Genomic DNA, 23,810 nt, shown 5'->3' on the forward strand with positions numbered 1-23,810 from the left:
TCCGTGGGTGGTCGCTGTAGCGCCTACGGCCCGTGGTGGGGTCGGGGCCGCGCCGGGGGGTATCCGTCCTCGGTGCGCCGCTGGGTACGGTCAAATTGGCACCCTCTCTTTCCGGCGCCCGCTGCGGGCGGACACCCCCCGACACGTCCCCTTCTCGCCGTACGCGTCTACCGGCCGCCCTGGCTGCGGCAGCGGGGCCGCCCCGCTGGGGTAGCGGGAAGCCGCCCCGCTGGGTCGCTCTCGCCGACTTAGCCGCGGGCGGCCGCACCGCTGGGCCGGCGCCCACCCGGCAGCGGCCGTCAGTCCGCCTAGCTGCGGGCAGTCGTGCCGCTGGGGCGGCACGGGTGGGCGCAGCGGCACCCCGTCAGCGCCGGGCTGCGCCACCCACCCCCGGCCCGCACCAGCGCCGGGGCGATGACTTTGGGGGCCTGGGGACGCCGTAGACCCAGGCCCGCGCAGCTCACTGCAGCCGGATGTCCAGCGCAGCCACCCGTTCCGGTGTCAGTGCGATGTCGATCACCGCGATGCGGTCGCGGACGAACGTGAAGGACAGGGCCCGTACCGGGCGGCCCTCGGAGAGGACCGCCACTCCGGGGACGCCGTCGATGAGCGCGGCCGTACCCTCGGGGCCGAAGCGGGCGTACGTCATCGCGCCGGAGGCCACCGTCCGCGCCCCCGCGCTCACCCCGGACTCGGTCCGCGCCACCACGTCCGGGTCCAGCACCCGCAGCAGCCCGTCGAAGTCCCCCTCCCGCGCCGCGCTGAGGAACGCGTCCACGATCTGCCGCTGCAGCGCCAGGTCGGCCTCCGGCTCCGGCGCGCCCTGCACCCGCCGCCGCGCCCGGCTGGCCAGTTGCCGGGCAGCCGCCGGGCTGCGGCCCACGATCGCCGCGACCTCCTCGAACGGCACCCCGAACAGATCGTGCAGCACGAACGCCAGCCGCTCGGCCGGCGTGAGCGTGTCCAGGACGACGAGCAGCGCGACGCCGACGGAGTCCGCGAGCAGCGCGTCCTGCTCGGGGCCCGCGCCGCCCGCCGACAGGGGCGTGTCGTCGAGGGGTTCCTCGGCGCGGGAGCGGCGCGAGCGGAGAATGTCGAGGCAGATCCGGCCGACGACGGTGGTCAGCCAGCCCGCGAGGTTGTCGATCTGCCCGGCACCGGACCGGCCGAGCCGGAGCCACGCCTCCTGCACCGCGTCGTCGGCCTCGGCGGTGGAGCCGAGCATCCGGTAGGCGACGGCCCGCAGCCGTCCCCGGTGCGCCTCGAACTGCCGGGCGAGGAAGTCGTCACCGGCCTCGGACGGGTCGTTCGTCATCTGTCACAGTCCCTCGGTCGTCCCAGTGTCGTACGGATGACGGAGGGGAGGGGGGAGATGTGACAGGGCGGGTCCGTCAGGTCCAGTCGCGGCCCGAGCGGCCCCGCTTCACCTCGGCCCGCTGCTTCTTCGTCCGCAGCCGCCGTTCGTTGATCCCGCGCGGGATCCGGGTCGGCTTGCGCGGCTTCGGCGGCGGGGCGGTCGCCTCGGCGAGCAGCGCCGCGAGGCGTACGGCGGCGGTCTCGCGGTTGCGCCACTGCGAGCGGTGCTCGGAGGCCCGTACGGAGATCACCCCGTCCACGAGGCGTGGCGCTAGGCGCTCCAGGGCGCGCCGCTTCCAGACCTCGGGCAGGGCCTCGGTGCCGGCCAGGTCGAAGCGCAGCTCGACCTGGGAGTCGGTGGTGTTGACGTGCTGTCCGCCGGGCCCCGAGGACCGCGAGAAGCGCCACAGCAGCTCGGCCTCGGGGAGCGCGACGGAACCGCGGATGAGATAGGGACCGGACATGCCGTCCATGTTCCCGCCCGTGTCCGGTTCACGTCACGCGAATATCGCGCGAGCGGGAGCCCCGGCGGCTCGGTAAAGAAAGTAAAGGACGCCGGAACCTTTGGTGGGGCTCTCTGCGTTCATACCGGTAGCTGTAGCTTCATGCCGTAAGCATCACGAGGGAAAGGACTCCCCATGGCTGTAAGCCTGTCCAAGGGTGGCAACGTCTCGCTCACCAAGGAGGCTCCGGGCCTGACCGCTGTCACCGTGGGCCTGGGCTGGGACGTCCGCACCACCACGGGCACCGACTTCGACCTCGACGCGTCGGCGATCGCGGTCAACGCGCAGGGCAAGGTCTACTCGGACGCCCACTTCGTGTTCTTCAACAACAAGCAGACCCCGGACAACACGATCGTCCACACCGGCGACAACCGCACGGGTGAGGGCGCCGGCGACGACGAGGCGATCAACGTCAACCTGGCGGCCCTGCCGGCCGACATCGACAAGATCGTCTTCCCGGTCTCCATCTACGACGCGGAGAACCGCTCGCAGAACTTCGGCCAGGTCCGCAACGCCTACATCCGCATCATCAACCAGGCGGGCGGCGCCGAGATCGCGCGGTACGACCTGTCGGAGGACGCCGCCACGGAGACGGCCATGGTCTTCGGCGAGCTGTACCGCAACGGCGCCGAGTGGAAGTTCCGCGCCGTCGGCCAGGGTTACGCCTCGGGCCTGGTCGGCATCGCCCAGGACTTCGGCGTCAACGTCTGACGCGCGGCACACCGCCGCCCGTTCACGGCAGCCCCCGGCCATCGTCCGTCGCAGAACGCCGGGGGCTCCGGGCCGCCTCGCGTCAGGGGCACGCGCTAGCGTCCTGGCGTGATCATCGAGCCTCTTGTCACCGGCCCTGACGGCGGTGTCCCCGCCCCGCTCCTCGCCGAGCTGACCGCGCTGTACGCGTCGAACCGCGACTTCCACGCCCTCAGCGGCGACTTCCCCGATCCGGACGACGTCCGGGAGGAGCAGGTCGCGGCGGCGCTCGCGGACGACCTGGCGCACCCGGACGCGGAGGTGCTGCTGGCCCGTTCGGAGGGCCGGCTCGTCGGCGTGGCCGTCACGCTCGCCCGCCACCCCGACCCCGCCGATCCCGATCCGTGGATCGGCCTGCTGATGGTGGACGCGGGCACCCACCGGCGCGGGTACGGCCGCCGGCTCGCCGCCGCCGTGGAGGACCGGTTCCGCGCCGCCGGCCGGTCCGCCGTACGCCTCGCCGTGCTGGAGAACAACCCCAGGGCGCTCGCCTTCTGGACCTCCCTCGGGTACGAGGTGATCGGCCACCGCCGCGACCGCCAACTGGACCGTCCCTGCGTCGTGCTGCGCAAGCCGCTGCCCGCACCGGGCGCATTCCGGGAGGGGTGACATTCCACGCCCCAACAGCGCTGTAGAGAAAGGGAATTGACCCCTCCACAGGTCGTCCGCATACCGGATCCGCACCACCGTCTTTCGGATACGAACACGTAAAATCTTGACTGCGCCCTGTCAAACGACAGTGGCAGGTGTCACCCTCTCCTCACTCGCCGCTAACTCTGTGCCCCACCTGTGCCTCAACCACGAGGCCAGCGACCCCAGGAGACCGAGTGAGACAGCAGTCCCGCGCCACCCGCACCACCACGCTCCGCGCCGCCGCCCTGATCGGCTCGGCGGCGATGGTGGTCCTCGCCCTGCAGAACGGCTCCGCCACCGCGGCCCCCGAGCAGAGCAGCACGGCCCCCGCGTCCGCCACCGCCCTCACCCTCTCCCCCTCGGCCCGCGCCGCCGCGCTGCAGACGGCGCAGGACGCCGCGCCCGCCGCCGCCCGTCAACTCGGGCTCGGCAGCGCGGAGAAGCTCGTCGTCCGGGACGTCGTCAAGGACGCCGACGGCACGGTGCACACCCGCTACGAGCGCACCTATGCCGGCCTGCCCGTCCTCGGCGGCGACCTGGTCACCCACGTCAAGGGCGGCGCCCTGAAGGGCGTCACCAAGGCGACCGGCGCGCGCATAACCGTGGCGTCCACGGACGCCGCCGTCCCCGCCGCCACCGCCAAGGCGGGCGCCCTCAAGGCCGCCGACAGCGCCTCCGCCGCCGCCTCCGGCGCCCGCAAGGTGATCTGGGCCGCCGGCGCCAAGCCGGTCCTGGCCTGGGAGACCGTCGTCACCGGCCTGCAGCACGACGGCACCCCGAGCGAGCTGCACGTCATCACCGACGCCACCTCCGGCAAGGAGCTGTACTCCTTCGAGGCGATCGAGACCGGCACCGGCACCAGCCAGTACAGCGGCACGGTCACCCTCGGCACCACCGCCTCCGCCTCCGGCGGCTTCGACCTGATCGACGGCGGCCGCGGCGGCCACAAGACGTACGACCTCAACGGCGGTACCACCGGCACCGGCACCCTCTTCCACGACGCCGACGACGTCTGGGGCAACGGCACGGTCACCAACCGCCAGACCGCCGCCGTCGACGCCGCCTACGGCGCCCAGGTGACGTGGGACTTCTACAAGTCCGCCTTCAACCGCAGCGGTATCGCCGGTGACGGCAAGGCCGCCTACTCCCGCGTCCACTACGGCAACGCGTACAACAACGCGTTCTGGTCGGACTCCTGCTTCTGCATGACGTACGGCGACGGCGCGAACAACGCCAAGCCGCTGACCTCGCTCGACGTGGCGGGCCACGAGATGAGCCACGGTCTGACCGCGGCCACCGCCGGCCTCAACTACCGCCGCGAGTCCGGCGGTCTGAACGAGGCCACCTCCGACATCTTCGGCACCTCGGTGGAGTTCTTCGCCAACAACTCCGCCGACCAGGGCGACTACCTGATCGGTGAGAAGATCGACCTCCGCGGCAACGGCACCCCGCTGCGGTACATGGACAAGCCCAGCAAGGACGGCAGCTCCGCCGACTACTGGTCCTCCGGCGTCGGCCGCCTCGACGTGCACTACTCGTCGGGCGTGGCGAACCACTTCTTCTACCTGCTGTCCGAGGGCAGCGGCGCGAAGACGATCAACGGCGTCAGCTACAACTCGCCCACCTACGACGGCTCCACGGTCACCGGCATCGGCCGGGACAAGGCCTACCAGATCTGGTACAAGGCCCTGACCACGTACTTCACCTCCACCACGGACTACGCGGGCGCCCGCGCCGGCACCCTGCAGGCCGCCGCGGCCCTGTACGGGTCCGGCAGCGCCGAGTACAACGCGGTGGCGGCGGCCTGGAAGGCCGTCAACGTCAACTGACGTCGTCTCGCGACGGTCGGCCGGGCCGTCCCTCCTGGGGGGCGGTCCGGCCTTCCGTCTTCAGGGGCGGTCCGGCTTTCCGTCGCCGTACAGCCAGTCCTTCCAGATGCCGCTGAAGTCCACGTCCGGGGCCTGCTTCTCGACGAAGGCGGTGAAGTCGGCGGTGGAGACGTTGCCGTGCCGGTGGGCGGCGGCCCAGCCCTGCACGAGGTCGTAGAAGGCGTCGTCGCCGACGGCCTGCCGGATCTTGTGCAGGACCATCGCGCCGCGCTCGTAGACCGGGTGGGCGGAGATGTGCGCGGCGCCGCTCGGCTCGGCCGGCGGGAAGTCCCACAGGTCCGCGTACGCCTCCACGCCGTGGTCGTACAGCTCCCGGAAGGTCTCCTCGGCGGTGTCGCCGCCGTGGTCCTCGCCCCACAGCCACTCCGCGTACGTCGCGAAGGACTCGTTCAGCCACATGTCCCGCCAGGTCTTCGGCGTGACGGAGTCGCCGTACCACTGGTGGGCCAGCTCGTGCACCAGGGTGAAGGTGTCGGTGGGGCCGGGGAAGACGGGCCGGTTCTGCGTCTCCAGGGCGTAGTCGGCGTCCTCCTCGCGGTCGACGATCACGCCGGTGGAGGAGAACGGGTACGGGCCGAAATTGGTCTCCAGCCAGTCCATGATCTCCGGCAGCTGGGCCAGCACCTTCCTGCTGGCGGCGGCGCTGACGGGGTCCACGGCGACATACGCCGGCAGGTGCCGCTCGCCGACCGTGGGGGTGGTGACCTCGAAGCGGCCGATGGCGAGGGTGGCGAGATAGCTCGCCATGGGCTCGCCGGTGTGCCAGGCGAAGGTGGTGCGGCCGCCGCTCGACGTCCGGTCGCGCAGCTCCCCGTTGGACACGGCCGTCAGCCCGTCGGGGACGGTGACGGTGATGTCGTACGACGCCTTGTCGGAGGGGTGGTGGTTGCCCGGGTACCAGGCCATCGACCCGGTCGGCTCGCCCAGCGCGAGCGCGCCGTCGGCGGTCGGCAGCCAGCCCTCCTTGGAGCCGTCGGCGTCGGTGACGGTCTGCGGGGTGCCCGCGTAGCGGACGGTGACCTGGAAGGTCTCGCCGCGGTCGAGGTCCTCGCGGGGGCGGACGGTGAGTTCCTGGCCGGCGCGGCTGAAGCGGGCGGGGCGGCCCTCGACGGTGACCTCTTCGACGGTCAGGCCCGTGAGGTCCAGGTCGAACGCGGAAAGGTCCTTGGTGGCGCGGGCGGTGAGCTGCGCGGTGCCGGTGAGGTGGCGGCGGGCCGGGTCGTAGGACAGCCGCAGGTCGTAGTGGCCGACGTCGTAGCCGCCGTTGCCGGCCTTCGCGAAGTACGGGTCGCGCACGCCGGCGCCGCCCGGTGTTCCGTGCACCCCGCCGCCGCCTCCGGCGCTGCACGCGGTCAGGGCGAGGGCGAGCAGGGCGGCGGGGACAACGGGCGCGAATCGGGACACGACCGTGATCCTATGCGGGCATGACACCATTTCCCCCGTGCTCGACATCGGCTACGCCCTCTCCACCCGCTTCCCGGACCCGCCCCAGACGGACTACCGGCGCGCGGACGTCCACGCCCTGCGCCACGACCTGTTCTGCGGCGACGTCTACCTCGCGGACACGGAGGCCGACCGGGAACTGTCCACAGCCTGGGGATGGGTGCCCGTGCTGGACTTCGCGTGGGCGCTGTGCGACATCGTCGAGCGGCTCGACCGGGACCCGGCGGGCTCCCGTGCCTCCCGCCCCCAGCACGCGGAGCTGGACTTCACCGAGTCCACCGACCGCCTGCTCTTCGAGCGCCGCTTCGGCTGGGTCGACATCGAGTCCGACTGGATGCCGGCCGAGGAACCCCCGCTCACCTTCTCCCACGCCGAACTGCGCCGCGAGGCCCGGGATTTCCTCCACGATCTGATCGCCGACCTGTGCGACCTGCACGAGGACCTGGCGGAGAACCCGGCCATCTGGACCCTCCAGGCCACCTTCCCCCGCCTGCCGTGACGCCCGCTCAGCCCTGAGCGGCCGGCCACCGCGCCGGCCCCACCAGCACCAGGTCCCAGGGCACCACTCCCCGGGGCAGCCTCCCCTTGCCGATCTCGTCGTATCCGTAGGCCAGGCGCGCCGGGTCCAGGCCGAGGCAGGCCATCACCTCCGCGTGCTGGGCCTCCGCGAACACGTACCGGCCGTCCTCGCCGTCGTCCGGGTCGAGCGGCACACCCCGCAGCGCGGACAGCAGCCGCTGCCGGTCCACGGGCCCGGCGGCCAGCCGCAGGAAGGCGTCCGGGTCCACCCCGACCGGTTCCGGCCACACGAAGGCCGCCTCCTCGTCGTGGTCGCCGTCCTCCTCCGGCACCGGGTCGTCGTCGAAATAGCCGGGACACGAGTCGTAGTGGACGAGCACCTCGCCGTCGTCGCACACCCCCATCACCAGCACGTCGGAGTCGTACAGGAACATGCCGAGCGCGGGCGCCCGCAGCAGCCGGCTCAGCGGGGCGGCCAGGTCGGGGCAGGACGTCTCCGGGTCCAGGTACAGCACCGTGTGCTCCGCGCCCGCCGGTACCGCGTACCCGTGGAAGTCCTCCCCGGCCAGCAGCGGCAGCACCTCCGCGCACGCCCTGGCCACCAGCACGTTCCCGTAGAACGCCCCCACCGTCAGTCCTCCACCCTGATGCCCAGCTCGCCCGCCAGCAGCGGGGCCAGGTCCAGCAGCTGTCCCGTGCTGATCACCGCGCCGGACAGGCGGTCCAGGCCGCGGGTGATCTCCAGGGGGGCCGCGCCGCGCAGGTCCACGTCGGTCAGCGCGGCCGTGCCGAAGTCGGCGGACTTCACGGCGCAGTCCACGAACGCGACCCGCTCCAGGCGGGCCCCCGCGAAGTCCGGCTCGACCAGCACGCAGGACTCGAAGACGACGTCTCTCAGGCGGGCCCTGCGCAGGTTCAGGTAGTCGATCTTGCCGCCGCGGACCAGGACCCGCTCCAGCACCGCCCCGTGCAGCTGCGTCCCACCCAGCCGGGCGTCGAGCAGCTCCACGTCCCTGAGCGTCGCCTCCGCCAGGTCCGTGCCCACCCCGCGCACGCCCGTCAGCACCGAGTCCAGCACACGCGCGTGCCGCAGCCGCGTCTCGTCCAGCGCGCACCCCGCCAGCCGGCAGTCCATGAACCGGGCCCCCGCCCCGTCCTGCCCGCCCAGGTCCGCGTCCCGGAACTCCAGCCCGTCGTAGTCCCCGTCCGGCTCCAGGCCGCCCCCGCGGAACCCCCGCAGCTCCGGCAGGCGCACCTCGGGCCGCCGCGCCGCCTTCACACCCGGCCTCACACCCGTGCCCACCCCCGCTCTCGCGCCCGTCCGCGCACCCCTCTTCGCACCGGCCCCCGCACCCGGCTCCGCCCCTGTCCTCGCACCCGCGCCCTCGCGCCCGCCTGCCATGGCCCCATGCTGCACCCCGCCACTGACAATCGCCCTGACCTGCGCAAACCCCGCCCGTGTCACATTTCGGCGCCGTATCCGGTCGTACTCGTGAAAGCCGCGCACCCGCGAGGAGGACCACCGACATGCGCCACCCCCGCCCCGCCCACCGCCTCACCGTCATCGGCGGCGGCTTCGCCGGACTCACCGCGGCCATCACCGCCGCCGAGGCCGGCGCCAAGGTCACCGTCTTCGAAGCCCACCACACCCTCGGCGGCCGGGCCCGCACCGCCGACGGGCCGTACCGGACCAACGACGGCCCCCACGCCCTCTACAGCGGCGGCCCCCACTGGTCCTGGCTGCGGCAGCGCGACCTCATCGGGCCGCTGGCCCCGCTGCCGCCCCTGGAGGCCGCCCGGCTGCGGCTGCGTCACAAGGGCGTCCTGCGCCGCACCCCGCCCTTCGCGCTGCTCAAGCTGCTGCGCCCCGGCATCCGCCACGCCCCCGTCGACACCGACTTCCTCACCTGGGCCACCGGCGTCGCCGGCGAGGAGGCCGCCCGCGCCGCCGCGAACTACTCGGCCGTCGCGCTCTTCCACCACGACCCCGGCGCCCTGTCCGCCGCCTTCGTGCAGGAACGCCTGCGCCGCGCCACCAAGCTGCCCCCCGAGGCGCACTACCCGCGCGGCGGCTGGGCCACCGTCATCGACCGGATGGCCGCCCGCGCCTGGAACCTCGGCGTCCGTATGGAGACCCTGTCCCGCGTCGACACCCTCCCCACCGACACCCCCGTCGTCGTCGCCACCTCCCTCGACGCCGCCCGGCGCCTCCTCGCCGACGACTCCCTGACCTGGCCGAGCGGCCGAACCGCCCTCATCGACCTCGCCGTCCGCACCCGCCGCGGCGACGCCTTCGCCGTCTCCGACCTCGACTCCCCCGGCTGGCTGGAGCGCTTCACCGCGCAGGACCGCACCCTCGCCCCGGCCGGCGAGCAGCTCGTCCAGGGCCAGATCCCCCTCGCCCCGCACGAGACCCGCGCCGACGGCACCGCCCGCGCCGAGGACCTGCTCGACCTGGCCTTCCCCGGCTGGCGCGAGCGCGTCACCTGGCGCCGCGAGGCCACCGCCAACGGCCGCACCGGCGCCGTCGACCTCCCCGGCACCAGCTGGCGCGACCGACCCGCGATCGACCGCGGTGACGGCGTCTACCTCGCCGGCGACCAGGTCGCCGCCCCCGGCGTCCTCTCCGAGGTCTCCTTCAACAGCGCCCTGACCGCCGTCTCCCTCGCCCTCGGCCGCAACGCCCTTGACCTCAAGCGCGCTTGAGGTTGAACAGTGGGGCGCGCCGACCCACGAGAACCCGGGCCGACCCACACAACCCAGAGGGGGACCCCATGCGCGCCATCCGTCTGCACGCCTTCGGCCCGGCCGAGAACCTCATCCACGAGGAGGTCGACGACCCCCGCCCCGCCCCCGGCCAGGTCCGTGTCAAGGTCGCCGCGGCCGGCGTCCACCTCCTCGACACCGCCCTGCGCGAGGGCATGCGCGGCCCCGCCCCCGAACTGCCCACCCTGCCCACGATCCCCGGCCGCGAGGTCGCCGGCACCGTCGACGCCCTCGGTGAGGGCACCGACCCCGCCTGGCTCGGCCGGCACGTCGTCGCCCACCTCGGCTTCGCCCCCGGCGGTTACGCCGAACTCGCCGTCACCGACGCCGCCCGCCTGCACAGGATCCCGGCGGGCCTCGACGCCGCGCGGGCCGTCGCCATGATCGGCACCGGCCGCACCGCCCTCGGCATCCTCCAGTTCGCCGACCTCGGCCCCGGCGCCGTCGCCCTCGTCCCGGCCGCCGCCGGCGGCATCGGCACCCTCCTCGTGCAGTACGCCAAGAACGCCGGCGCCACCGTCGTCGGCCTCGCCGGCGGCCCGGAGAAGACCGCACGCGTCCAGGCCAACGGCGCCGACCTCGCCGTCGACTACACCGACCCCGACTGGCCCGGCAAGGTCCGCGCCTACCTCGGCGGACCCCGTGCCACCGTCGTCTTCGACGGCGTCGGCGGCGACACCGCCCGCGCCCTGGTCGGCCTGCTCGCCCCCGGCGGCCGGCATCTCGTCTTCGGCTGGTCGTCCGAAGGCCTCCGCGACGGCACGGGCTACCACCTCGACGGCGTGTCCCAGTCCGTCCTCGGCCCCGCCATGCTCGCCCGCGCCGGCGGCCCCGACCCCCTGCGCACCCTCGAACTGCGCGCCCTCACCGAAGCCGCCGAGGGCCGCCTCACCCCCGCCGTCCACCGCTTCCCGCTCGCCGAAGCGGCGGCCGCCCACCGCGCCCTGGAGACCCGCCGCACCACCGGCAAGGTCGTCCTGGAGCCGTAAGCCCGACGAGGACGCCTGGAGCCGTACCCGCGCAAGGTCGTCCTGGAGCCGTAGACCACCAGGTGTCAGTGCCGCCCCGCCACCCGGTCCGCCAGCCGCGCCAGCCGGGACGGGGCCATGCTGTGCGACACCCGCTCCCGCCGGTCCGCCGACCGGTACGTCGCGTACATGCCGTGCACACCCAGCCAGCGCAGCGGCTCCGGCTCCCACTTGCGCACCCGGTGTCCCACCCACGGCAGCCCGGTCAGGTCCGTGGCGCCCGCCTGACCGGAGTCCTGCTGCACCAGGTCGCACAGCGTCCGCCCGGCCAGATTGGCGGTGGCGACACCCGAACCGACGTACCCGCCGGCCCAGCCCAGCCCCGTCGCACGGTCCAGCGTGACCGACGCGCACCAGTCCCGCGGCACCCCCAGCACCCCCGACCACGCGTGCGCGATCCGCACCCCGGCCAGCGCGGGAAAGAAGTCGACGAGGATGCCGCGCAGCGCCTCCACCGTCTCCCGCTGCGTCCGCCCGTCGTTGTCCGTGCGCGAGCCGAACCGGTACGGCACCCCGCGCCCACCCAGCGCGATCCGGCCGTCGGCGGTGCGCTGCGCGTACATGTAGGCGTGCGCCATGTCCCCCAGCGTCTCCCGGCCCGCCCAGCCGATCGCCGCCCACTGCTCCTCGCTCAGCGGCTCGGTCGCCACCATCGACGAGTTCATCGGCAGCCACGTCCGCCGCTGCCCCTTCAGCGACGCCGTGAACCCCTCCGTGCAGCGCAGCACGTACGACGCCCGGACCGTCCCGTACGGCGTCACCGCGTGCCCCGGCCGGATCTCCGTCACCGGCGTCGACTCGTGGACCGTCACGCCCAGCGCCTCGACCGCCGCCGCGAGCCCCTTGACCAGCTTCACCGGATGCACCCGCGCCCCGTGCGGCGTCCACGCCGACCCCACCGCGTCGGCCACCCGGATCCGCTCGGCGGTCTCCCGGGCGCCGTACAGCTCACGGTCCTTCTCGCCGTACGACAGCTCCTGCTCGTGGAAGGCCCTCAGCCGCGCCAGCTGCGCCGGCGTCCGTGCCACCTCCAGCACACCGCCGCGCACGATGTCCGCATCGATGCCCTCCTCGGCGGCGGCCCGCACGACCTCCGCGACGGTGTCGTTCATCGCCTTCTGCAGCCGTACGGCGGCGTCACGGCCGTACAGCTTCGCGTACCGGTCGCGGCCCGCGATGCCGTTGTAGAGCCAGCCGCCGTTGCGTCCCGAGGCGCCGTACCCGCAGAACTTCTGCTCCAGGACGGTGATCCGCAGGAAGGGTGCCGCCTTCTTCAGGTAGTAGGCGGTCCACAGCCCCGTGTACCCGCCCCCGACGATCACCACATCGGCCGTCGCGTCACCCGGCAGCGGCTCCCGCGCGGCCGGAAGGCCGTCGTCCGCGTACCAGAAGGAGATGCCGCCGTTCACGACAGTGCTGGTCATGGCCAGGGACGTTAATCGCTGCCGACCGCCGCTGTCTCCTTCGGATTCCGTGTTTTTCCGGGCCGCCCGCGCACCAGCGGACGGCACGCCAGCCCGGTCAGCAGGCCCACCCCGTGCCCGAGATCGGTGAACGTCGGCCCCAGCGCGAGCGGCACCCCGTACACCGCGAGAACGGCGAGCAGATACCCGTACCGCCACGCCGTCCCCGGGATCCGGTACACCAGCACGCCCACCACCCCCGCCAGCGCGTAACTCACCCCCACGTCCATCGCGTCCACCGCCGACCCCGGCGCCACCCCCGCCCGGATCGCCCACAGCAGCGCCCCCTGACTGACCAGCGTCGCGCCCACGTGCGCCACCCCGCACACCGCCAGCCAGCGCACCGTCCCCAGCCACCGCTCCGCCTGCGCGTGGAACACGCTGTACAGCACCGCGTACGGCACCCACCGCCCGCCCTCGATCCACATCGCGCTCGCGATGAGCACCCGCACCGGGTCGCTCGACAGCTCCCGAAGGTTCGTCGACCGCGCCCGCAGGAACTCCTGCTCGAACTCCGGCGACATGTGGTGCAGCGCCACGGTGGTCAGGAACAGCACGCCCAGCCACAGGTACGTCCCCGGGGCGTCCCGCACATACCCCCACACCCGCCGCAGCCCGCGCGAAATCCACATGAACCGATTCACGCACGCCGGTAGGGTCGCCCGCGTGACCGACATCCCGGCGGCCCTCGCCGCGTCGCTGACACACTTCCACGGCCCCGAAGGCCGCGCCTTCCTCACCGCCCTGCCCCGCCTGGCCGCCGGCCACCTCGACCGCTGGGACCTGCGCCCCGACGGCCCCCCGATGCACGGCCGGTGCGCCCTCGTCCTGCCCGTCACCCGCGCCGACGGCACCCCGGCCGCGCTCAAGCTGCAGATCCGCGACGAGGAGACGGAGGGCGAGCCGACAGCCCTGCGCGCCTGGGCCGGCGACGGCGCCGTACGCCTCCTCGACCACGACCCGGCCACCGGCACCCTGCTCCTCGAACGCCTCGATACGGCCCGCCGGCTCGCCCACGACCCCGACGACCACCGCGTCGTCCTCGTCATCGCCGGGCTCCTCGCCCACCTCACGGCCCACCCGGCCCCACCGGACCTGCGCCGCACCCTCGGCGACGTGGCACGGGACCTGCTGGAACGCACCCCGCGCGCCCTCCCCCGCATCCCCGACCCGGCCACCCGCCGCCTCCTCGCCGACTGCGCCGCCGCCGTCCGCGAGGTCGCCGACACCCCCGGCGACCGCCTCCTGCACTGGGACCTGCACGACGAGAACGTCCTCGGCGCCCCCCGCGCCCCCTGGCTCGCCATCGACCCCAAGCCGCTCGCCGGCGACCCCGGCTTCGACCTGTGGCCCGCCCTCGTCAACCGCTTCGACCCCGGCGACGTCCGCTGGCGCTTCGACGCGATGACGGACGTCCTGGCCCTGGACCGCGCCCGGGCCCGCGCCTGGACCCTGGCCCGGCTCCTGCAGACGTCCCTGTGGAGCGTGGAGAACGACAGGGCCCCGGACAAGGAATGGCTGGAGACCGGCCGCCGCCTGCGCCCCTGATCCCGCCCGGCCCCGGACATGACGAAGCCCAGGTCAGAACCACTCTGACCTGGGCTTTCCCGAGCCCCCTGTCGGATTCGAACCGACGACCTACGCATTACAAGTGCGTTGCTCTGGCCAGCTGAGCTAAGGAGGCCTGCGCGGGTACGGCGCGGCGCGCCAGTGCAGTGTACCCAGGTCGCCCGGGCGCTCCGTCGAAAATTTCCGCGAAGTTCACAGGGGTCCAGGTGCTGACAGACCAGGTGGACGCCAGGTACCGTCCTGACCCAGTTCACGCGTGTGGACTACACCAACCACCTTCCTACAACGGATCGTCCGGCACGTTCCTGCCGGTAGAAGGGGGCCCATTCACCATGGCCACTGTCACGTTCGACAAGGCGACCCGGATCTACCCGGGTTCCACCAAGCCCGCCGTCGACGCCCTGGACATCGAGATCGCGGACGGCGAGTTCCTCGTCCTGGTCGGTCCGTCCGGTTGCGGCAAGTCCACCTCCCTGCGGATGCTCGCCGGTCTGGAGGACGTCAACGGTGGCGCGATCCGCATCGGTGACCGCGACGTCACGCACCTGCCGCCGAAGGACCGGGACATCGCCATGGTGTTCCAGAACTACGCGCTCTACCCGCACATGACGGTCGCCGACAACATGGGCTTCGCGCTCAAGATCGCCGGCGTCAACAAGGCGGAGATCCGGCAGAAGGTCGAGGAGGCCGCGAAGATCCTCGACCTCACCGAGTACCTGGACCGCAAGCCGAAGGCGCTCTCCGGTGGTCAGCGCCAGCGTGTCGCCATGGGCCGCGCCATCGTGCGGGAGCCGCAGGTCTTCCTGATGGACGAGCCGCTGTCCAACCTGGACGCCAAGCTCCGCGTCAGCACCCGTACGCAGATCGCCTCGCTCCAGCGCCGGCTCGGCATCACCACCGTCTACGTCACCCACGACCAGGTCGAGGCCCTGACGATGGGCGACCGCGTGGCGGTCCTCAAGGACGGTCTGCTCCAGCAGGTCGACACCCCGCGCAACATGTACGACCGGCCCGCGAACCTCTTCGTCGCCGGCTTCATCGGCTCGCCGGCGATGAACCTGGTCGAGGTGCCGATCACCGACGGCGGTGTGAAGTTCGGCAACAGCGTCGTGCCGGTCGACCGGGACGCCCTGTCCGCGACCACCGACAAGACGGTCACCGTCGGCGTCCGTCCCGAGCACTTCGACGTGGCCGGCCCCGACTCCGACCTGGGTGTCGCGGTCACCGTCAACGTCGTCGAGGAGCTGGGCTCCGACGCGTTCGTCTACGGCACCGCCAAGGTCGGCAGCGAGACCAAGGACCTCGTGGTCCGCGTCGGCGGCCGTGAGGTGCCGGAGAAGGGCAGCACGCTGCACGTCGTGCCGCGCTCCGGTGAGACCCACGTGTTCTCCACGTCGACGGGCGCGCGCCTGTCCGACTGAGGTCGTGGCGACCCGGTGACGCACCCCGGTTGACGAGAAGGGCCCCGCACTCCGGTGCGGGGCCCTTTCCCGTGTCACCGGATACCCCGGCAGAGCGGACGTTTCGAGCCCTGTACGTCAACCCCGTACCCCGGAAATGCCGCCTTCCCGTCCCCCGAACCGGTGACTAAATGTCGCCAAATCATCACCGGGCGCTACCCTCACTCGCGTGAAGCACTCCACCACCCAACAGACGCGACGCGGCCACCGGGGCCCAGCCCGCCGGATCGGCCGCTCCCTCGCCCTCGTCCTGCCCGTCGTCCTGGTGCTCTCCGGGACCCTCGCGGTCACCCGGGTCAACTGGTCGGGGGACCCCCACGACTCGGTGCTCGCCGCCACCGACGTCTCCACCGCGGCCGACGGCAAGAACGCCGCCCCGCGCACCCCGCAGGACGTGCTGCGCGACCAGCTGCTGACCGAGCTGCAGGCGAAGGACCCGGGCGTGGCCCTGACCCACCTCCAGCAGGCCGTCGACGAGCGTCCCTCGCTGGCGAAGCACTGCGTGTCCATCGCCCGCGCCCTGGGCCGCGCCGCGGTCCGTGTGTACGGCCCGTCGCGCGCCCAGTCCTTCGCCCGCCCGGTGTGCGACACGTCGTTCGCGTCGGGCGTGCTGGCGGCCCGCGGCTGAGCCGGCCCAGCCGCCCTGCGGCGGTCCGGCGCCTCCCCGCACCCCATCCACGCTCAGCAGCCCCCGCCCCGCCGGGCCCGGGGGCTCTGCGCGTACAGTGCGGGCATGACCGACCCCACCGCCGCCAAGCGCCCCACCCAGGCCGTGATCCTGGCCGGGGGCCAGGGTTCCCGGCTGCGTCCCTACACCGACGACCGGCCCAAGCCGATGGTCGAGATCCCCGGGACGGGGACGCCGATCATCGGCCATCAGCTCACCTGGCTCGCCGAGGAGGGCGTCACCGACGTCGTCGTCTCCTGCGGCCATCTCGCCGAGGTGCTGCAGAAGTGGCTGGAGACGGCCGATCTGCCGGTGTCGGTGACGACGGTCGTCGAGAACGAGCCCCTCGGCCGTGGCGGCGGCCTGAGGTACGCCGCGGCCCGGCTGCCGCACCCCGACCGGCCCTGGTACGCCACCAACGGCGACATCTGGACCCGCTTCTCGCTGCGGGACATGGCCGACTTCCACACCGAGCGGGACGCCATAGCGACGCTGGCGCTGGCCCGGCCGCGCATCCCGTGGGGCGCCGTGCAGACCGACGGGTTCGGTCACATCACGGACTTCATCGAGGCCCCGCCGTCGACGTTCGAGATCAACGCGGGTGTGTACGTCTTCTCCCCCGAGTTCGCGGCGCGGCTGCCGGAGCGGGGCGACCATGAGCGCACGACGTTCCCGCAGCTGGCGCGGGAGCGGCGGCTGTTCGGCTATCCGATCCCGCAGGGCGCGTACTGGCGGGCCATCGACACGGCGAAGGACCTGACGGAGGCGGCGAAGGAGCTGGCGGCGCTCGGCCGCTGACCCCACCGCACGGACCCCGCTCACGGCACAGACGACGAGGCCCCGCTCCCTGACCGGGAGCGGGGCCTCGTCGTGCGGGCGGGGTGTCAGCCGGCGGGCTCGCCCAGGATGCCGCCCACCGGCCGGGTTACCCCAACAGGCCGCCCACGAGGCCGGACCGGCCGTCGGTGGAGCCGCCGGAGCCGCCGCCCGAGCCGCCCGTCGAGCCGCCGCCGGAACCACCGGAGGAACCGCCGGAGCCGCCGCTGGTGGCGCTGCCGCCGGAGGTCGGGCCCGAGCTGCTGCTGGGCCTGTCGTCGGCCGGGGTGGACTGCCGGGGCGGGGCCTGGCCGGTGCCCTGGGTCTCGCTGGGGGTGCCGGCGGTCGCCGTACCGGTGTCGCGGGTGGCGTCCGGGGTGGAGGCGGCGCCCTCGGTCGGGGCGGCCGAGGTGGCGCCCTGGGTGGGCGAGGCGGCCGCGGACGGGGAGGCGCCGCGCCGGTGCTTCTCCGGGTCCTGCGGGAGCGGGGAGCCGGGCAGCTGGTTGCGGGGGGCCTCGCCAGGGCCGGGGACGACCACCCGGTCGGCGTCGCGGACGGCACCGCCGAGCAGGGAGCCCAGCAGCAGGGTGAGGCCGGTGACGATGGCCGTGACGAGGGCGCCGCGGCGCAGGACATAGCTGCGCAGGTCCCAGATGTCGGAGCGGGGTCCGAGGCGGCGCCAGGCGCCGGCGGCGAGGCGGCCGTCGACGGAGTAGACGGGGGCGCCGGCGATGATCAGCGGGGACCAGGCGGCGAGGAAGATGATGTCGGGCGCGTCGTAGACGGGGACGGTCTTCCAGCTGACGGTGACGATGAGCGCGGCGGACAGCATGGCGCCGACGACGGCGGCCACGCGCTGCCAGCAGCCGAGGACCGTCAGGACGCCGACGACGACCTGGAGGAAGGCGATGACGAGGCCGGAGCCGACGGGGTGGTGGAGGGCGAACTGGCGCAGCGGTTCGGCGACTTCCCAGGGGTGGAGGGTGTTGAGCCACTTCACCATGGAGCCGCGCTTGCCGCCGTCGAAGTAGACGGGGTCGCAGAGCTTGCCCATGCCGGCGTAGATGGAGATGAAGCCGAGGAAGATGCGCAGCGGGAGCAGGACGACGCCGAGGTTCATGCGGCGGCCCGGGTAGTAGGCGTGCCGGGCGGGGTCGTCGCCGTGGCGCCTGCCGCGGGCGGCACCGGTGCCGTCGCGGTCGTCGGCGTCGTCGACGTCCTGGTCGTCGTAGCCGGATTCGTCGTAGCCGGGTTCGTCGTAGGCGCTGCCGACGGTGCGCATGGCGGGCAGCAGGCGGTCGCCGTGAGTGCGCTGGGCGCCGACGACGGGGGTCTCGACGGTGGCGTCGAGGGCGTCGTAGGCGGCGTCGTATCCGGGGTCGGTGCCGTCGACGCGGGGGATGACCTGGGTGGCGCCGGCGTCGGCGGGTTCGGCGTGGCTGACGCTGCCGGCCCGCACGGCCTGGAGGAGGCGGTGGGCGCCGGTGTCGTCGGGCGCGGACCTGCCGCTCCAGACGACGGGCCGGCGGCGGGCACCGGCGGGCGTCGCGGCCGTGGCGCCGGCGAAGGGCATCCGTGCGGTGTCGCCGGTGGCACTCAAGTGCCGCGCGATCCGCGGGGATTGGGCACGTCTTGCGGACGCGCCCAGCTGCACGCGGAAGCTCGCGTGGTTCACGATGATCTGCGCCGGGTCGCTCGGCACCTTCACCATGCTCAGCGCGGGAGCGTCGTCGAATCCCGACGAGCGGTCCCCCGTGGGTGTGCGGGGTGTTCTGGTGTCCACACTCATCTAACCGAGTGACGTGTGGTTAGGACACTGCTTTGACCCGCCGGATCTGTCCGGACCCCGTCAAGGTTGTCCGTGCTGCCCGGAATCCCCCAGGTGGGTGACGAGCCCGAACGCCAGTCCGGGCTCGTCCGTGTGGTTCACGCGCGGCGGCGTGCCGCCTCGTACAGCACGACGCCCGCCGCGACACCGGCGTTCAGCGACTCGGCGCCGCCCGGCATGGGGATGCGCACCCGGAAGTCGCAGGTCTCGCCGACCAGCCGGGACAGGCCCTTGCCCTCGCTGCCGACGACGATGACGACCGGTCCGCCCAGTGCCTCCAGCTCGCCCACCTCGGCCTCGCCGTCGGCGGCAAGCCCGATGACGGTGACGCCCGCCTTCTTGTACTGCTCCAGCACGCGGGTCAGGTTGGTGGCGCGGGCGACCGGCGTGCGGGCGGCCGTACCGGCGGAGGTCTTCCAGGCACCGGCGGTCATACCGGCGGCGCGGCGCTCGGGCACGACCACGCCGTGGCCGCCGAAGGCGGAGACGGAGCGGACGACGGCGCCGAGGTTGCGCGGGTCGGTGACCCCGTCGAGCGCGACGATCAGCGGGTCCTCGCCCTCGTCGGCGGCGGCGTCGAGGAGGTCCTCGGGGTGCGCGTACTCGTACGGCGGGACCTGCAGGACCAGGCCCTGGTGGTTGAGGCCGTTGGTCATGCGGTCCAGCTCGGGGCGGGGGGCCTCCATGAGGTTGATGCCGCCGCGGTCGGAAGCGAGCTGCAGTGCCTCGCGGACCCGCTCGTCGTTGTCGATGAACTGCTGGACGTAGAGCGTGGAGGCGGGCACGCCGCCGCGCAGCGCCTCGACGACCGGGTTGCGGCCGACGACCAGCTCGGAGGCGGACTTGCCGCCGCGGCCCCTGGGCGCCTGGCGGCGCACCGACTGCTTCGCCTTGGCGTTGGCGAGGCGGTTCTTCTTGTGGCCCTTGCGCATTTCGGCAGGCGGGGTCGGCCCCTTGCCCTCCAGGCCCTTGCGCCGCTGGCCGCCACTGCCGACCTGCGCGCCCTTCTTGCCGGACATGCGGCGGTTGTTGGCTGCCATGACCTACCTGTCTTTTCGGGGTGCTCTGAAACTCGATACGGAGACGGGCGTACGCACGTCAGTGCAAGTGTGCCGCCCGAAGGGCCGGGCGGCACATCCGCGGTGGTCAGCGGCTGATGCTCCAGCGCGGACCCTGGGGGCTGTCCTCGATGGCGAGCCCGGACTGCTTGAGCTGGTCGCGGATGGCGTCGGCGGTGGCCCAGTCCTTGCGGGCGCGGGCCGCCTCCCGCTGGTCGAGGACCAGACGGACGAGGCTGTCGACGACGCCGTGCAGGTCCTCGCTCTGGTCCGACTCGCCGGCCCAGTGCGGGTCGAGCGGGTCGAGGCCGAGGACGCCGAGCATGGCGCGGACCTCGGCGAGACGGGCGACGGCGGCGTCCTTGTCGTCGGCGGCCAGGGCGCTGTTGCCTTGCCGGACGGTGGTGTGGACGACGGCGAGCGCCTGCGGGACACCGAGGTCGTCGTCCATCGCGTCGGCGAAGGCCGGCGGCACCTCGGCGGCGGGCTCGACCGGCCCCCCGGCGAGCTCGACGACGCGCTGCACGAAGCCCTCGATCCGCGCGAACGCGGACTCGGCCTCGCGCAGGGCCTCCTCGCTGTACTCGATCATGGACCGGTAGTGCGGGGTGCCCAGGTAGTAGCGGAGCACGATGGGGCGCCACTGCTTGACCATCTCGGAGACCAGCACGCTGTTCCCGAGCGACTTGGACATCTTCTCGCCGCTCATGGTGACCCAGGCGTTGTGCACCCAGTACCGGGCGAACGCGTCGCCGAAGCCCTTGGCCTGGGCGATCTCGTTCTCGTGGTGCGGGAAGATCAGGTCGATGCCGCCGCCGTGGATGTCGAACTCGCTGCCGAGGTACTTGTGCGCCATGGCGGAGCACTCCAGGTGCCAGCCCGGCCGGCCGCGGCCCCACGGGGTCTCCCAGCTGGGCTCGCCCGGCTTGGCCGCCTTCCACATGGCGAAGTCACGGGGGTCGCGCTTGCCGGTCTCGCCGTCCTCGGAGGGCTGGAGGAGGTTCTCCAGCTCCTGGTTGGACAGGGCGAGGTAGCCGGGCAGGGAGCGCACGTCGAAGTAGACGTTGCCGTCGGCCTCGTAGGCGTGGCCGCGCTCGATGAGCCCGCGCATCATCTCGACCATCTCGGTCACGTGCCCGGTGGCGCGCGGCTCGTAGGTCGGGGGCAGGCAGCCGAGCACGGTGTAGGCGTCGTCGAAGGCGCGCTCGTTCTCGTAGCCGATGGACCACCAGGGGCGGTTCTGTTCGGCCGCCTTCCTGATGATCTTGTCGTCGATGTCGGTGACGTTGCGGATGAACGTGACGTCGTAGCCGCGGTAGGCGAACCAGCGGCGCATGATGTCGAAGTTCAGGCCCGAGCGGATGTGCCCGATGTGCGGTGCGGCCTGCACGGTGGCGCCACACAGGTAGATCGAGACACAACCCGGCGTGAGCGGGGCGAAGTCACGGATCTGCCGGGCGCTGGTGTCGTACAGGCGAATAGTCACGAGACCTAGGGTAGTGGGCGCGGGGGTGTGCGTGGAGCCGCCTTGGGGCACCGGGCGTCACCCGTCGTGCCCCGCCGTCACGGGACGCGCACGACCAGGGCCGTCGCCACCGCCATCAGTCCCTCGTCCCGGCCGGGGAAGCCGAGTCCGTCGGTCGTCGCGCCGGACACCGACACAGGTGCTCCGGCCGCGTCGGAGAGGATCTTCTGCGCCTCGTCGCGCCGCTTGCCGATCTTCGGGCGGGGTCCGACGACCTGGACGGCGATGTTGCCGACGCGGAAGCCGGCCTCGCGGACGATGCGGGCGGCCTCGGTGAGCAGGGTGACGCCGGAGGCGCCGGACCACTCGGGGCGGCCGGTGCCGAAGTGCTGCCCGAGGTCGCCGAGTCCGGCGGCGGAGAACAGCGCGTTGCACGCGGCGTGGGCGACGACGTCGGCGTCGGAGTGGCCGGCCAGGCCGGGGCCCTCGCCCTCCCACTTCAGGCCGGCGCACCACAGCTCGCGGCCCTCTTCGAAGGCGTGGATGTCGGTGCCGATGCCCACCTGGGGCAGCACGATGTCCGGTTCAGAAGCCATCGTTGAGCCTCCTGCGGGCCAGGACGGCCTCGGCGAGGACCAGGTCGAGCGGGCGGGTGACCTTGAAGGCCTCCTCGTGCCCGGCGACCGCGACCACGGGCTCGCCGAGCTGTTCCACCATGCCGGCGTCGTCGGTGACGGCGCCGGTGATCTGCTCGTGGGCGCGGACCAGGGTGGCCCGCGCGAAGCCCTGCGGGGTCTGCACGGCCCGCAGCCGCGCCCGCTCCGGCGTGGCGAGGACGGGCTCCGGCTCGCCCGGGGCGGCCGGCTCGACCTCCTTGACGGTGTCGGCGAGCGGCAGCGCGGGCACGGCGGCGACGGCGCCCTCCCGTACGGCCTCGATCACGGTGTCGACGGTGTCGACCGGGACGAGCGGGCGGGCGGCGTCGTGGACGAGCACGATGCCGTACTCGGGCGGCAGCGCCTCCAGGCCGAGGCGGACCGACTCCTGCCGGGTCTCCCCGCCGGGGACGACGACGAAGTCGGTGCGCTCGGGCAGCGCGTGCGTGTCCAGCAGGGACTTGACCTCGGCGGCGCCGTCGGGCGGGGCCACGACGACCACCAGGGAGACGGCGCGCGAGGCGGCCATCGCCCGGACGGCGTGGATGAGCATGGGCACGCCGCCCAGGGTGCGCAGCGCCTTGGGGGCGCCGGGCCCGAGCCGTACGCCGCGGCCGGCGGCCGGGATGACGACGGCCGTGCGGGCGGCCTCGGCGGGCGGGGGAGACGAAACGTCAGACATCGGTTCCTGTCAGGTTTGTGTGCTGGGCTGGCTTGGGTATGGCCTCAGCGTGCGCCGGACGGGACACGTTCGACCGGACCCTTCCGTGACCATGGTCGAACCGGTTGCCCGGCCCCGGCACACAGGATCGGGGGAAATCTCCCCGTTGTACGGCACGGACGCGTCGTCTCTGCGCAGGAAGTCGTGACTGCGTACGAACATGCCGCAGCGCCCGGCGACGGATTGTCACGTCATCGGGCACCGCGGCATCGCCATGTCAGCGCATGTAGGTCATGTACGTCATGGCAGGTACTGAGCGGCCTGCGCCGGCGTCAGGACGCGAGGACCTCGTCGAGCAGGGCCTCGGCCTTGTCCTCGTTCGTGTTCTCCGCGAGGGCCAGCTCGCTCACCAGGATCTGCCGGGCCTTGGCGAGCATGCGCTTCTCACCTGCGGAGAGTCCGCGCTCGCGCTCGCGACGCCACAGGTCGCGCACGACTTCCGCGACCTTGATGACATCGCCGGAGGCGAGCTTCTCCAGATTTGCCTTGTAGCGACGCGACCAGTTCGTGGGCTCCTCGGCGTACGGCGCGCGCAGCACCTCGAAGACCCGGTCCAGCCCGTCCTGACCGACCACATCACGCACGCCGACGAACTCCGCATTGTCCGCTGGCACACGTACCGTCAGGTCACCCTGGGCGACCTTCAGCACCAAGTAGGTCTTGTCCACGCCTTTGATCTGGCGAGTTTCGATGGCCTCGATCAGCGCGGCCCCGTGATGGGGATAGACCACGGTGTCGCCAACCTTGAACGTCATGTGACAGGTACCCCTTCCGTGGCTATCCAGGGTAACACGGATACGGCGTCTTCTGAATGGCGTTTTCGCAGGTCAGGGCATATCTCGGGGCTTGACAACAGCAACAGGAACGTGCTGCGCGGGCCGAGCGGAAGCGGGTATTCGCAGGTCGGAGCGGCTGTGCGGGGGAGGTGAAACGCGTACGTTACACGCATCCGGAGGCTCCCTCAGGCGGCCGAACGTCCCCAAATGTCCGGTTCCGGATGTGCGACTTCCGCTACTCCGTTCGGTGTCCCGGAGGTGGATACGCGCCGAATCCGGAATTGATCACGGGCACCGCACAAGGCCGGACGCTACCCGCGTTGATCAATTCCCGGACAGCGGCACCGGAGGGCCGCGCATTCCTTCACGGAAAATCCGCGCGACAGCGCAGGTGAGACCGGCGGCGACTTATGTGAATGGCGGACCGGTGGCCGGTCAAAGTGA

At 72.8% G+C, this 23,810-nt stretch carries 23 protein-coding genes and 1 tRNA gene; 10 read left to right on the forward strand and 14 right to left on the reverse strand.

The window, feature by feature from the left end:
* Window positions 1–460: 460 nt before the first annotated feature.
* A complete protein-coding gene (locus IE308_RS28510) occupies window positions 461–1,315 on the reverse strand; it encodes a sigma-70 family RNA polymerase sigma factor (RefSeq protein WP_190220116.1) in 855 nt (284 codons plus the stop codon).
* Between the two features lie 76 nt (window positions 1,316–1,391).
* Window positions 1,392–1,829, reverse strand: coding sequence for an alternative ribosome rescue aminoacyl-tRNA hydrolase ArfB (arfB, locus tag IE308_RS28515; protein WP_110628889.1), 438 nt, complete (start codon window positions 1,827–1,829; stop codon window positions 1,392–1,394).
* Between the two features lie 165 nt (window positions 1,830–1,994).
* Between arfB and IE308_RS28520 the strand changes: the two genes are divergently transcribed.
* The 3 genes from IE308_RS28520 to IE308_RS28530 all read left to right on the forward strand — a co-directional run bounded on the left by IE308_RS28520 (window position 1,995) and on the right by IE308_RS28530 (window position 5,071).
* Window positions 1,995–2,570: a TerD family protein gene (locus tag IE308_RS28520; RefSeq protein WP_110628890.1), complete on the forward strand. Its 576-nt coding sequence runs from the start codon at window positions 1,995–1,997 to the stop codon at window positions 2,568–2,570.
* Between the two features lie 108 nt (window positions 2,571–2,678).
* Entirely contained in the window at window positions 2,679–3,218 is a 540-nt protein-coding gene (locus IE308_RS28525; RefSeq protein ID WP_110628891.1) for a GNAT family N-acetyltransferase, read from the forward strand.
* Between the two features lie 218 nt (window positions 3,219–3,436).
* Window positions 3,437–5,071 carry a M4 family metallopeptidase gene (locus tag IE308_RS28530; RefSeq protein ID WP_373314615.1) on the forward strand — a complete coding sequence of 545 codons (1,635 nt, stop codon included), beginning with the start codon at window positions 3,437–3,439 and terminating at the stop codon, window positions 5,069–5,071.
* A gap of 60 nt (window positions 5,072–5,131) precedes the next feature.
* Here IE308_RS28530 and IE308_RS28535 read toward each other — a convergent pair whose 3' ends face one another.
* Window positions 5,132–6,565, reverse strand: a complete 1,434-nt coding sequence (locus IE308_RS28535; protein ID WP_229909231.1) for a M1 family metallopeptidase — start codon at window positions 6,563–6,565, stop codon at window positions 5,132–5,134.
* Window positions 6,566–6,572: 7 nt separating this feature from the next.
* Here IE308_RS28535 and IE308_RS28540 point away from each other — a divergent pair, with 7 nt between their 5' ends.
* Complete coding sequence (locus tag IE308_RS28540) at window positions 6,573–7,073, forward strand: hypothetical protein (protein ID WP_110628893.1); 501 nt, start codon at window positions 6,573–6,575, stop codon at window positions 7,071–7,073.
* A 7-nt stretch (window positions 7,074–7,080) separates the two neighbouring features.
* Here IE308_RS28540 and IE308_RS28545 read toward each other — a convergent pair whose 3' ends face one another.
* Together IE308_RS28545 and IE308_RS28550 are read right to left on the reverse strand one after the other, a co-directional pair.
* Window positions 7,081–7,722, reverse strand: a complete 642-nt coding sequence (locus IE308_RS28545; protein WP_190220118.1) for a hypothetical protein — start codon at window positions 7,720–7,722, stop codon at window positions 7,081–7,083.
* Between the two features lie 2 nt (window positions 7,723–7,724).
* Window positions 7,725–8,495: a pentapeptide repeat-containing protein gene (locus IE308_RS28550; protein WP_110628895.1), complete on the reverse strand. Its 771-nt coding sequence runs from the start codon at window positions 8,493–8,495 to the stop codon at window positions 7,725–7,727.
* Between the two features lie 125 nt (window positions 8,496–8,620).
* Between IE308_RS28550 and IE308_RS28555 the strand changes: the two genes are divergently transcribed.
* Complete coding sequence (locus IE308_RS28555; protein ID WP_110628896.1) at window positions 8,621–9,799, forward strand: NAD(P)-binding protein; 1,179 nt, start codon at window positions 8,621–8,623, stop codon at window positions 9,797–9,799.
* 68 nt (window positions 9,800–9,867) lie between these two features.
* Entirely contained in the window at window positions 9,868–10,848 is a 981-nt protein-coding gene (locus IE308_RS28560; protein WP_190220119.1) for a zinc-binding dehydrogenase, read from the forward strand.
* A 65-nt stretch (window positions 10,849–10,913) separates the two neighbouring features.
* On the opposite strand, the gene IE308_RS28565 is transcribed toward IE308_RS28560, so the two are convergent.
* Both IE308_RS28565 and IE308_RS28570 read right to left on the reverse strand, forming a co-directional pair.
* Complete coding sequence (locus IE308_RS28565) at window positions 10,914–12,311, reverse strand: NAD(P)/FAD-dependent oxidoreductase (protein ID WP_190220120.1); 1,398 nt, start codon at window positions 12,309–12,311, stop codon at window positions 10,914–10,916.
* 11 nt (window positions 12,312–12,322) lie between these two features.
* Window positions 12,323–12,982: a rhomboid-like protein gene (locus tag IE308_RS28570; RefSeq protein ID WP_190220121.1), complete on the reverse strand. Its 660-nt coding sequence runs from the start codon at window positions 12,980–12,982 to the stop codon at window positions 12,323–12,325.
* Here IE308_RS28570 and IE308_RS28575 point away from each other — a divergent pair.
* Window positions 12,981–13,898, forward strand: a complete 918-nt coding sequence (locus tag IE308_RS28575) for an aminoglycoside phosphotransferase family protein (RefSeq protein ID WP_373314617.1) — start codon at window positions 12,981–12,983, stop codon at window positions 13,896–13,898. The genes IE308_RS28570 and IE308_RS28575 overlap by 2 nt on opposite strands.
* A 62-nt stretch (window positions 13,899–13,960) precedes the next feature.
* Here the strand turns inward: IE308_RS28575 and IE308_RS28580 are convergent.
* Window positions 13,961–14,034 (reverse strand) — tRNA-Thr (locus tag IE308_RS28580).
* Between the two features lie 217 nt (window positions 14,035–14,251).
* Here IE308_RS28580 and IE308_RS28585 point away from each other — a divergent pair.
* The 3 genes from IE308_RS28585 (at window position 14,252) to IE308_RS28595 (ending at window position 16,844) form a co-directional block, all read left to right on the forward strand.
* A complete protein-coding gene (locus IE308_RS28585; protein WP_110628900.1) occupies window positions 14,252–15,340 on the forward strand; it encodes an ABC transporter ATP-binding protein in 1,089 nt (362 codons plus the stop codon).
* 208 nt (window positions 15,341–15,548) lie between these two features.
* Window positions 15,549–16,007 carry a hypothetical protein gene (locus tag IE308_RS28590; RefSeq protein WP_190220123.1) on the forward strand — a complete coding sequence of 153 codons (459 nt, stop codon included), beginning with the start codon at window positions 15,549–15,551 and terminating at the stop codon, window positions 16,005–16,007.
* A 105-nt stretch (window positions 16,008–16,112) separates the two neighbouring features.
* Window positions 16,113–16,844 (forward strand): nucleotidyltransferase family protein, encoded by a 732-nt coding sequence (locus IE308_RS28595; RefSeq protein ID WP_110628902.1) that lies wholly within the window; start codon window positions 16,113–16,115, stop codon window positions 16,842–16,844.
* A gap of 127 nt (window positions 16,845–16,971) precedes the next feature.
* On the opposite strand, the gene IE308_RS28600 is transcribed toward IE308_RS28595, so the two are convergent.
* The 6 genes from IE308_RS28600 to IE308_RS28625 all read right to left on the reverse strand — a co-directional run bounded on the left by IE308_RS28600 (window position 16,972) and on the right by IE308_RS28625 (window position 23,345).
* Window positions 16,972–18,651, reverse strand: a complete 1,680-nt coding sequence (locus IE308_RS28600) for a DoxX family membrane protein (RefSeq protein WP_190220124.1) — start codon at window positions 18,649–18,651, stop codon at window positions 16,972–16,974.
* A 137-nt stretch (window positions 18,652–18,788) separates the two neighbouring features.
* Window positions 18,789–19,730 (reverse strand): 23S rRNA (guanosine(2251)-2'-O)-methyltransferase RlmB, encoded by a 942-nt coding sequence (gene rlmB / locus IE308_RS28605; protein WP_190220125.1) that lies wholly within the window; start codon window positions 19,728–19,730, stop codon window positions 18,789–18,791.
* 106 nt (window positions 19,731–19,836) lie between these two features.
* Entirely contained in the window at window positions 19,837–21,234 is a 1,398-nt protein-coding gene (gene cysS / locus IE308_RS28610) for a cysteine--tRNA ligase (RefSeq protein ID WP_190220126.1), read from the reverse strand.
* 77 nt (window positions 21,235–21,311) lie between these two features.
* A complete protein-coding gene (gene ispF / locus IE308_RS28615; protein ID WP_190220127.1) occupies window positions 21,312–21,809 on the reverse strand; it encodes a 2-C-methyl-D-erythritol 2,4-cyclodiphosphate synthase in 498 nt (165 codons plus the stop codon).
* On the reverse strand, window positions 21,799–22,551 hold the full coding sequence (ispD, locus tag IE308_RS28620; RefSeq protein WP_190220128.1) for a 2-C-methyl-D-erythritol 4-phosphate cytidylyltransferase: 753 nt from the start codon (window positions 22,549–22,551) through the stop codon (window positions 21,799–21,801). Before ispD ends, ispF begins: the two co-directional genes overlap by 11 nt.
* 311 nt (window positions 22,552–22,862) lie before the next feature.
* Window positions 22,863–23,345 carry a CarD family transcriptional regulator gene (locus IE308_RS28625; protein WP_003953493.1) on the reverse strand — a complete coding sequence of 161 codons (483 nt, stop codon included), beginning with the start codon at window positions 23,343–23,345 and terminating at the stop codon, window positions 22,863–22,865.
* Window positions 23,346–23,810 lie beyond the last annotated feature (465 nt).

Origin of the sequence: Streptomyces griseosporeus (assembly GCF_014656055.1) — a bacterium.
GTDB classification, from domain to species: domain Bacteria; phylum Actinomycetota; class Actinomycetes; order Streptomycetales; family Streptomycetaceae; genus Streptomyces; species Streptomyces griseosporeus.

Bases quoted from the DNA above. Each gene is read 5' to 3' on its own strand.
- IE308_RS28510 (WP_190220116.1), bottom strand. From the start codon at position 1,315: ATGACGAACGACCCGTCCGAGGCCGGTGACGACTTCCTCGCCCGGCAG.
- arfB (WP_110628889.1), bottom strand. From the start codon at position 1,829: ATGGACGGCATGTCCGGTCCCTATCTCATCCGCGGTTCCGTCGCGCTC.
- IE308_RS28520 (WP_110628890.1), top strand. From the start codon at position 1,995: ATGGCTGTAAGCCTGTCCAAGGGTGGCAACGTCTCGCTCACCAAGGAG.
- IE308_RS28535 (WP_229909231.1), bottom strand. From the start codon at position 6,565: ATGGTGTCATGCCCGCATAGGATCACGGTCGTGTCCCGATTCGCGCCC.
- IE308_RS28550 (WP_110628895.1), bottom strand. From the start codon at position 8,495: ATGGCAGGCGGGCGCGAGGGCGCGGGTGCGAGGACAGGGGCGGAGCCG.
- IE308_RS28555 (WP_110628896.1), top strand. From the start codon at position 8,621: ATGCGCCACCCCCGCCCCGCCCACCGCCTCACCGTCATCGGCGGCGGC.
- IE308_RS28560 (WP_190220119.1), top strand. From the start codon at position 9,868: ATGCGCGCCATCCGTCTGCACGCCTTCGGCCCGGCCGAGAACCTCATC.
- IE308_RS28565 (WP_190220120.1), bottom strand. From the start codon at position 12,311: ATGACCAGCACTGTCGTGAACGGCGGCATCTCCTTCTGGTACGCGGAC.
- IE308_RS28575 (WP_373314617.1), top strand. From the start codon at position 12,981: ATGAACCGATTCACGCACGCCGGTAGGGTCGCCCGCGTGACCGACATC.
- IE308_RS28570 (WP_190220121.1), bottom strand. From the start codon at position 12,982: ATGTGGATTTCGCGCGGGCTGCGGCGGGTGTGGGGGTATGTGCGGGAC.
- IE308_RS28585 (WP_110628900.1), top strand. From the start codon at position 14,252: ATGGCCACTGTCACGTTCGACAAGGCGACCCGGATCTACCCGGGTTCC.
- IE308_RS28595 (WP_110628902.1), top strand. From the start codon at position 16,113: ATGACCGACCCCACCGCCGCCAAGCGCCCCACCCAGGCCGTGATCCTG.
- IE308_RS28600 (WP_190220124.1), bottom strand. From the start codon at position 18,651: ATGAGTGTGGACACCAGAACACCCCGCACACCCACGGGGGACCGCTCG.
- rlmB (WP_190220125.1), bottom strand. From the start codon at position 19,730: ATGGCAGCCAACAACCGCCGCATGTCCGGCAAGAAGGGCGCGCAGGTC.
- ispF (WP_190220127.1), bottom strand. From the start codon at position 21,809: ATGGCTTCTGAACCGGACATCGTGCTGCCCCAGGTGGGCATCGGCACC.
- ispD (WP_190220128.1), bottom strand. From the start codon at position 22,551: ATGTCTGACGTTTCGTCTCCCCCGCCCGCCGAGGCCGCCCGCACGGCC.
- IE308_RS28625 (WP_003953493.1), bottom strand. From the start codon at position 23,345: ATGACGTTCAAGGTTGGCGACACCGTGGTCTATCCCCATCACGGGGCC.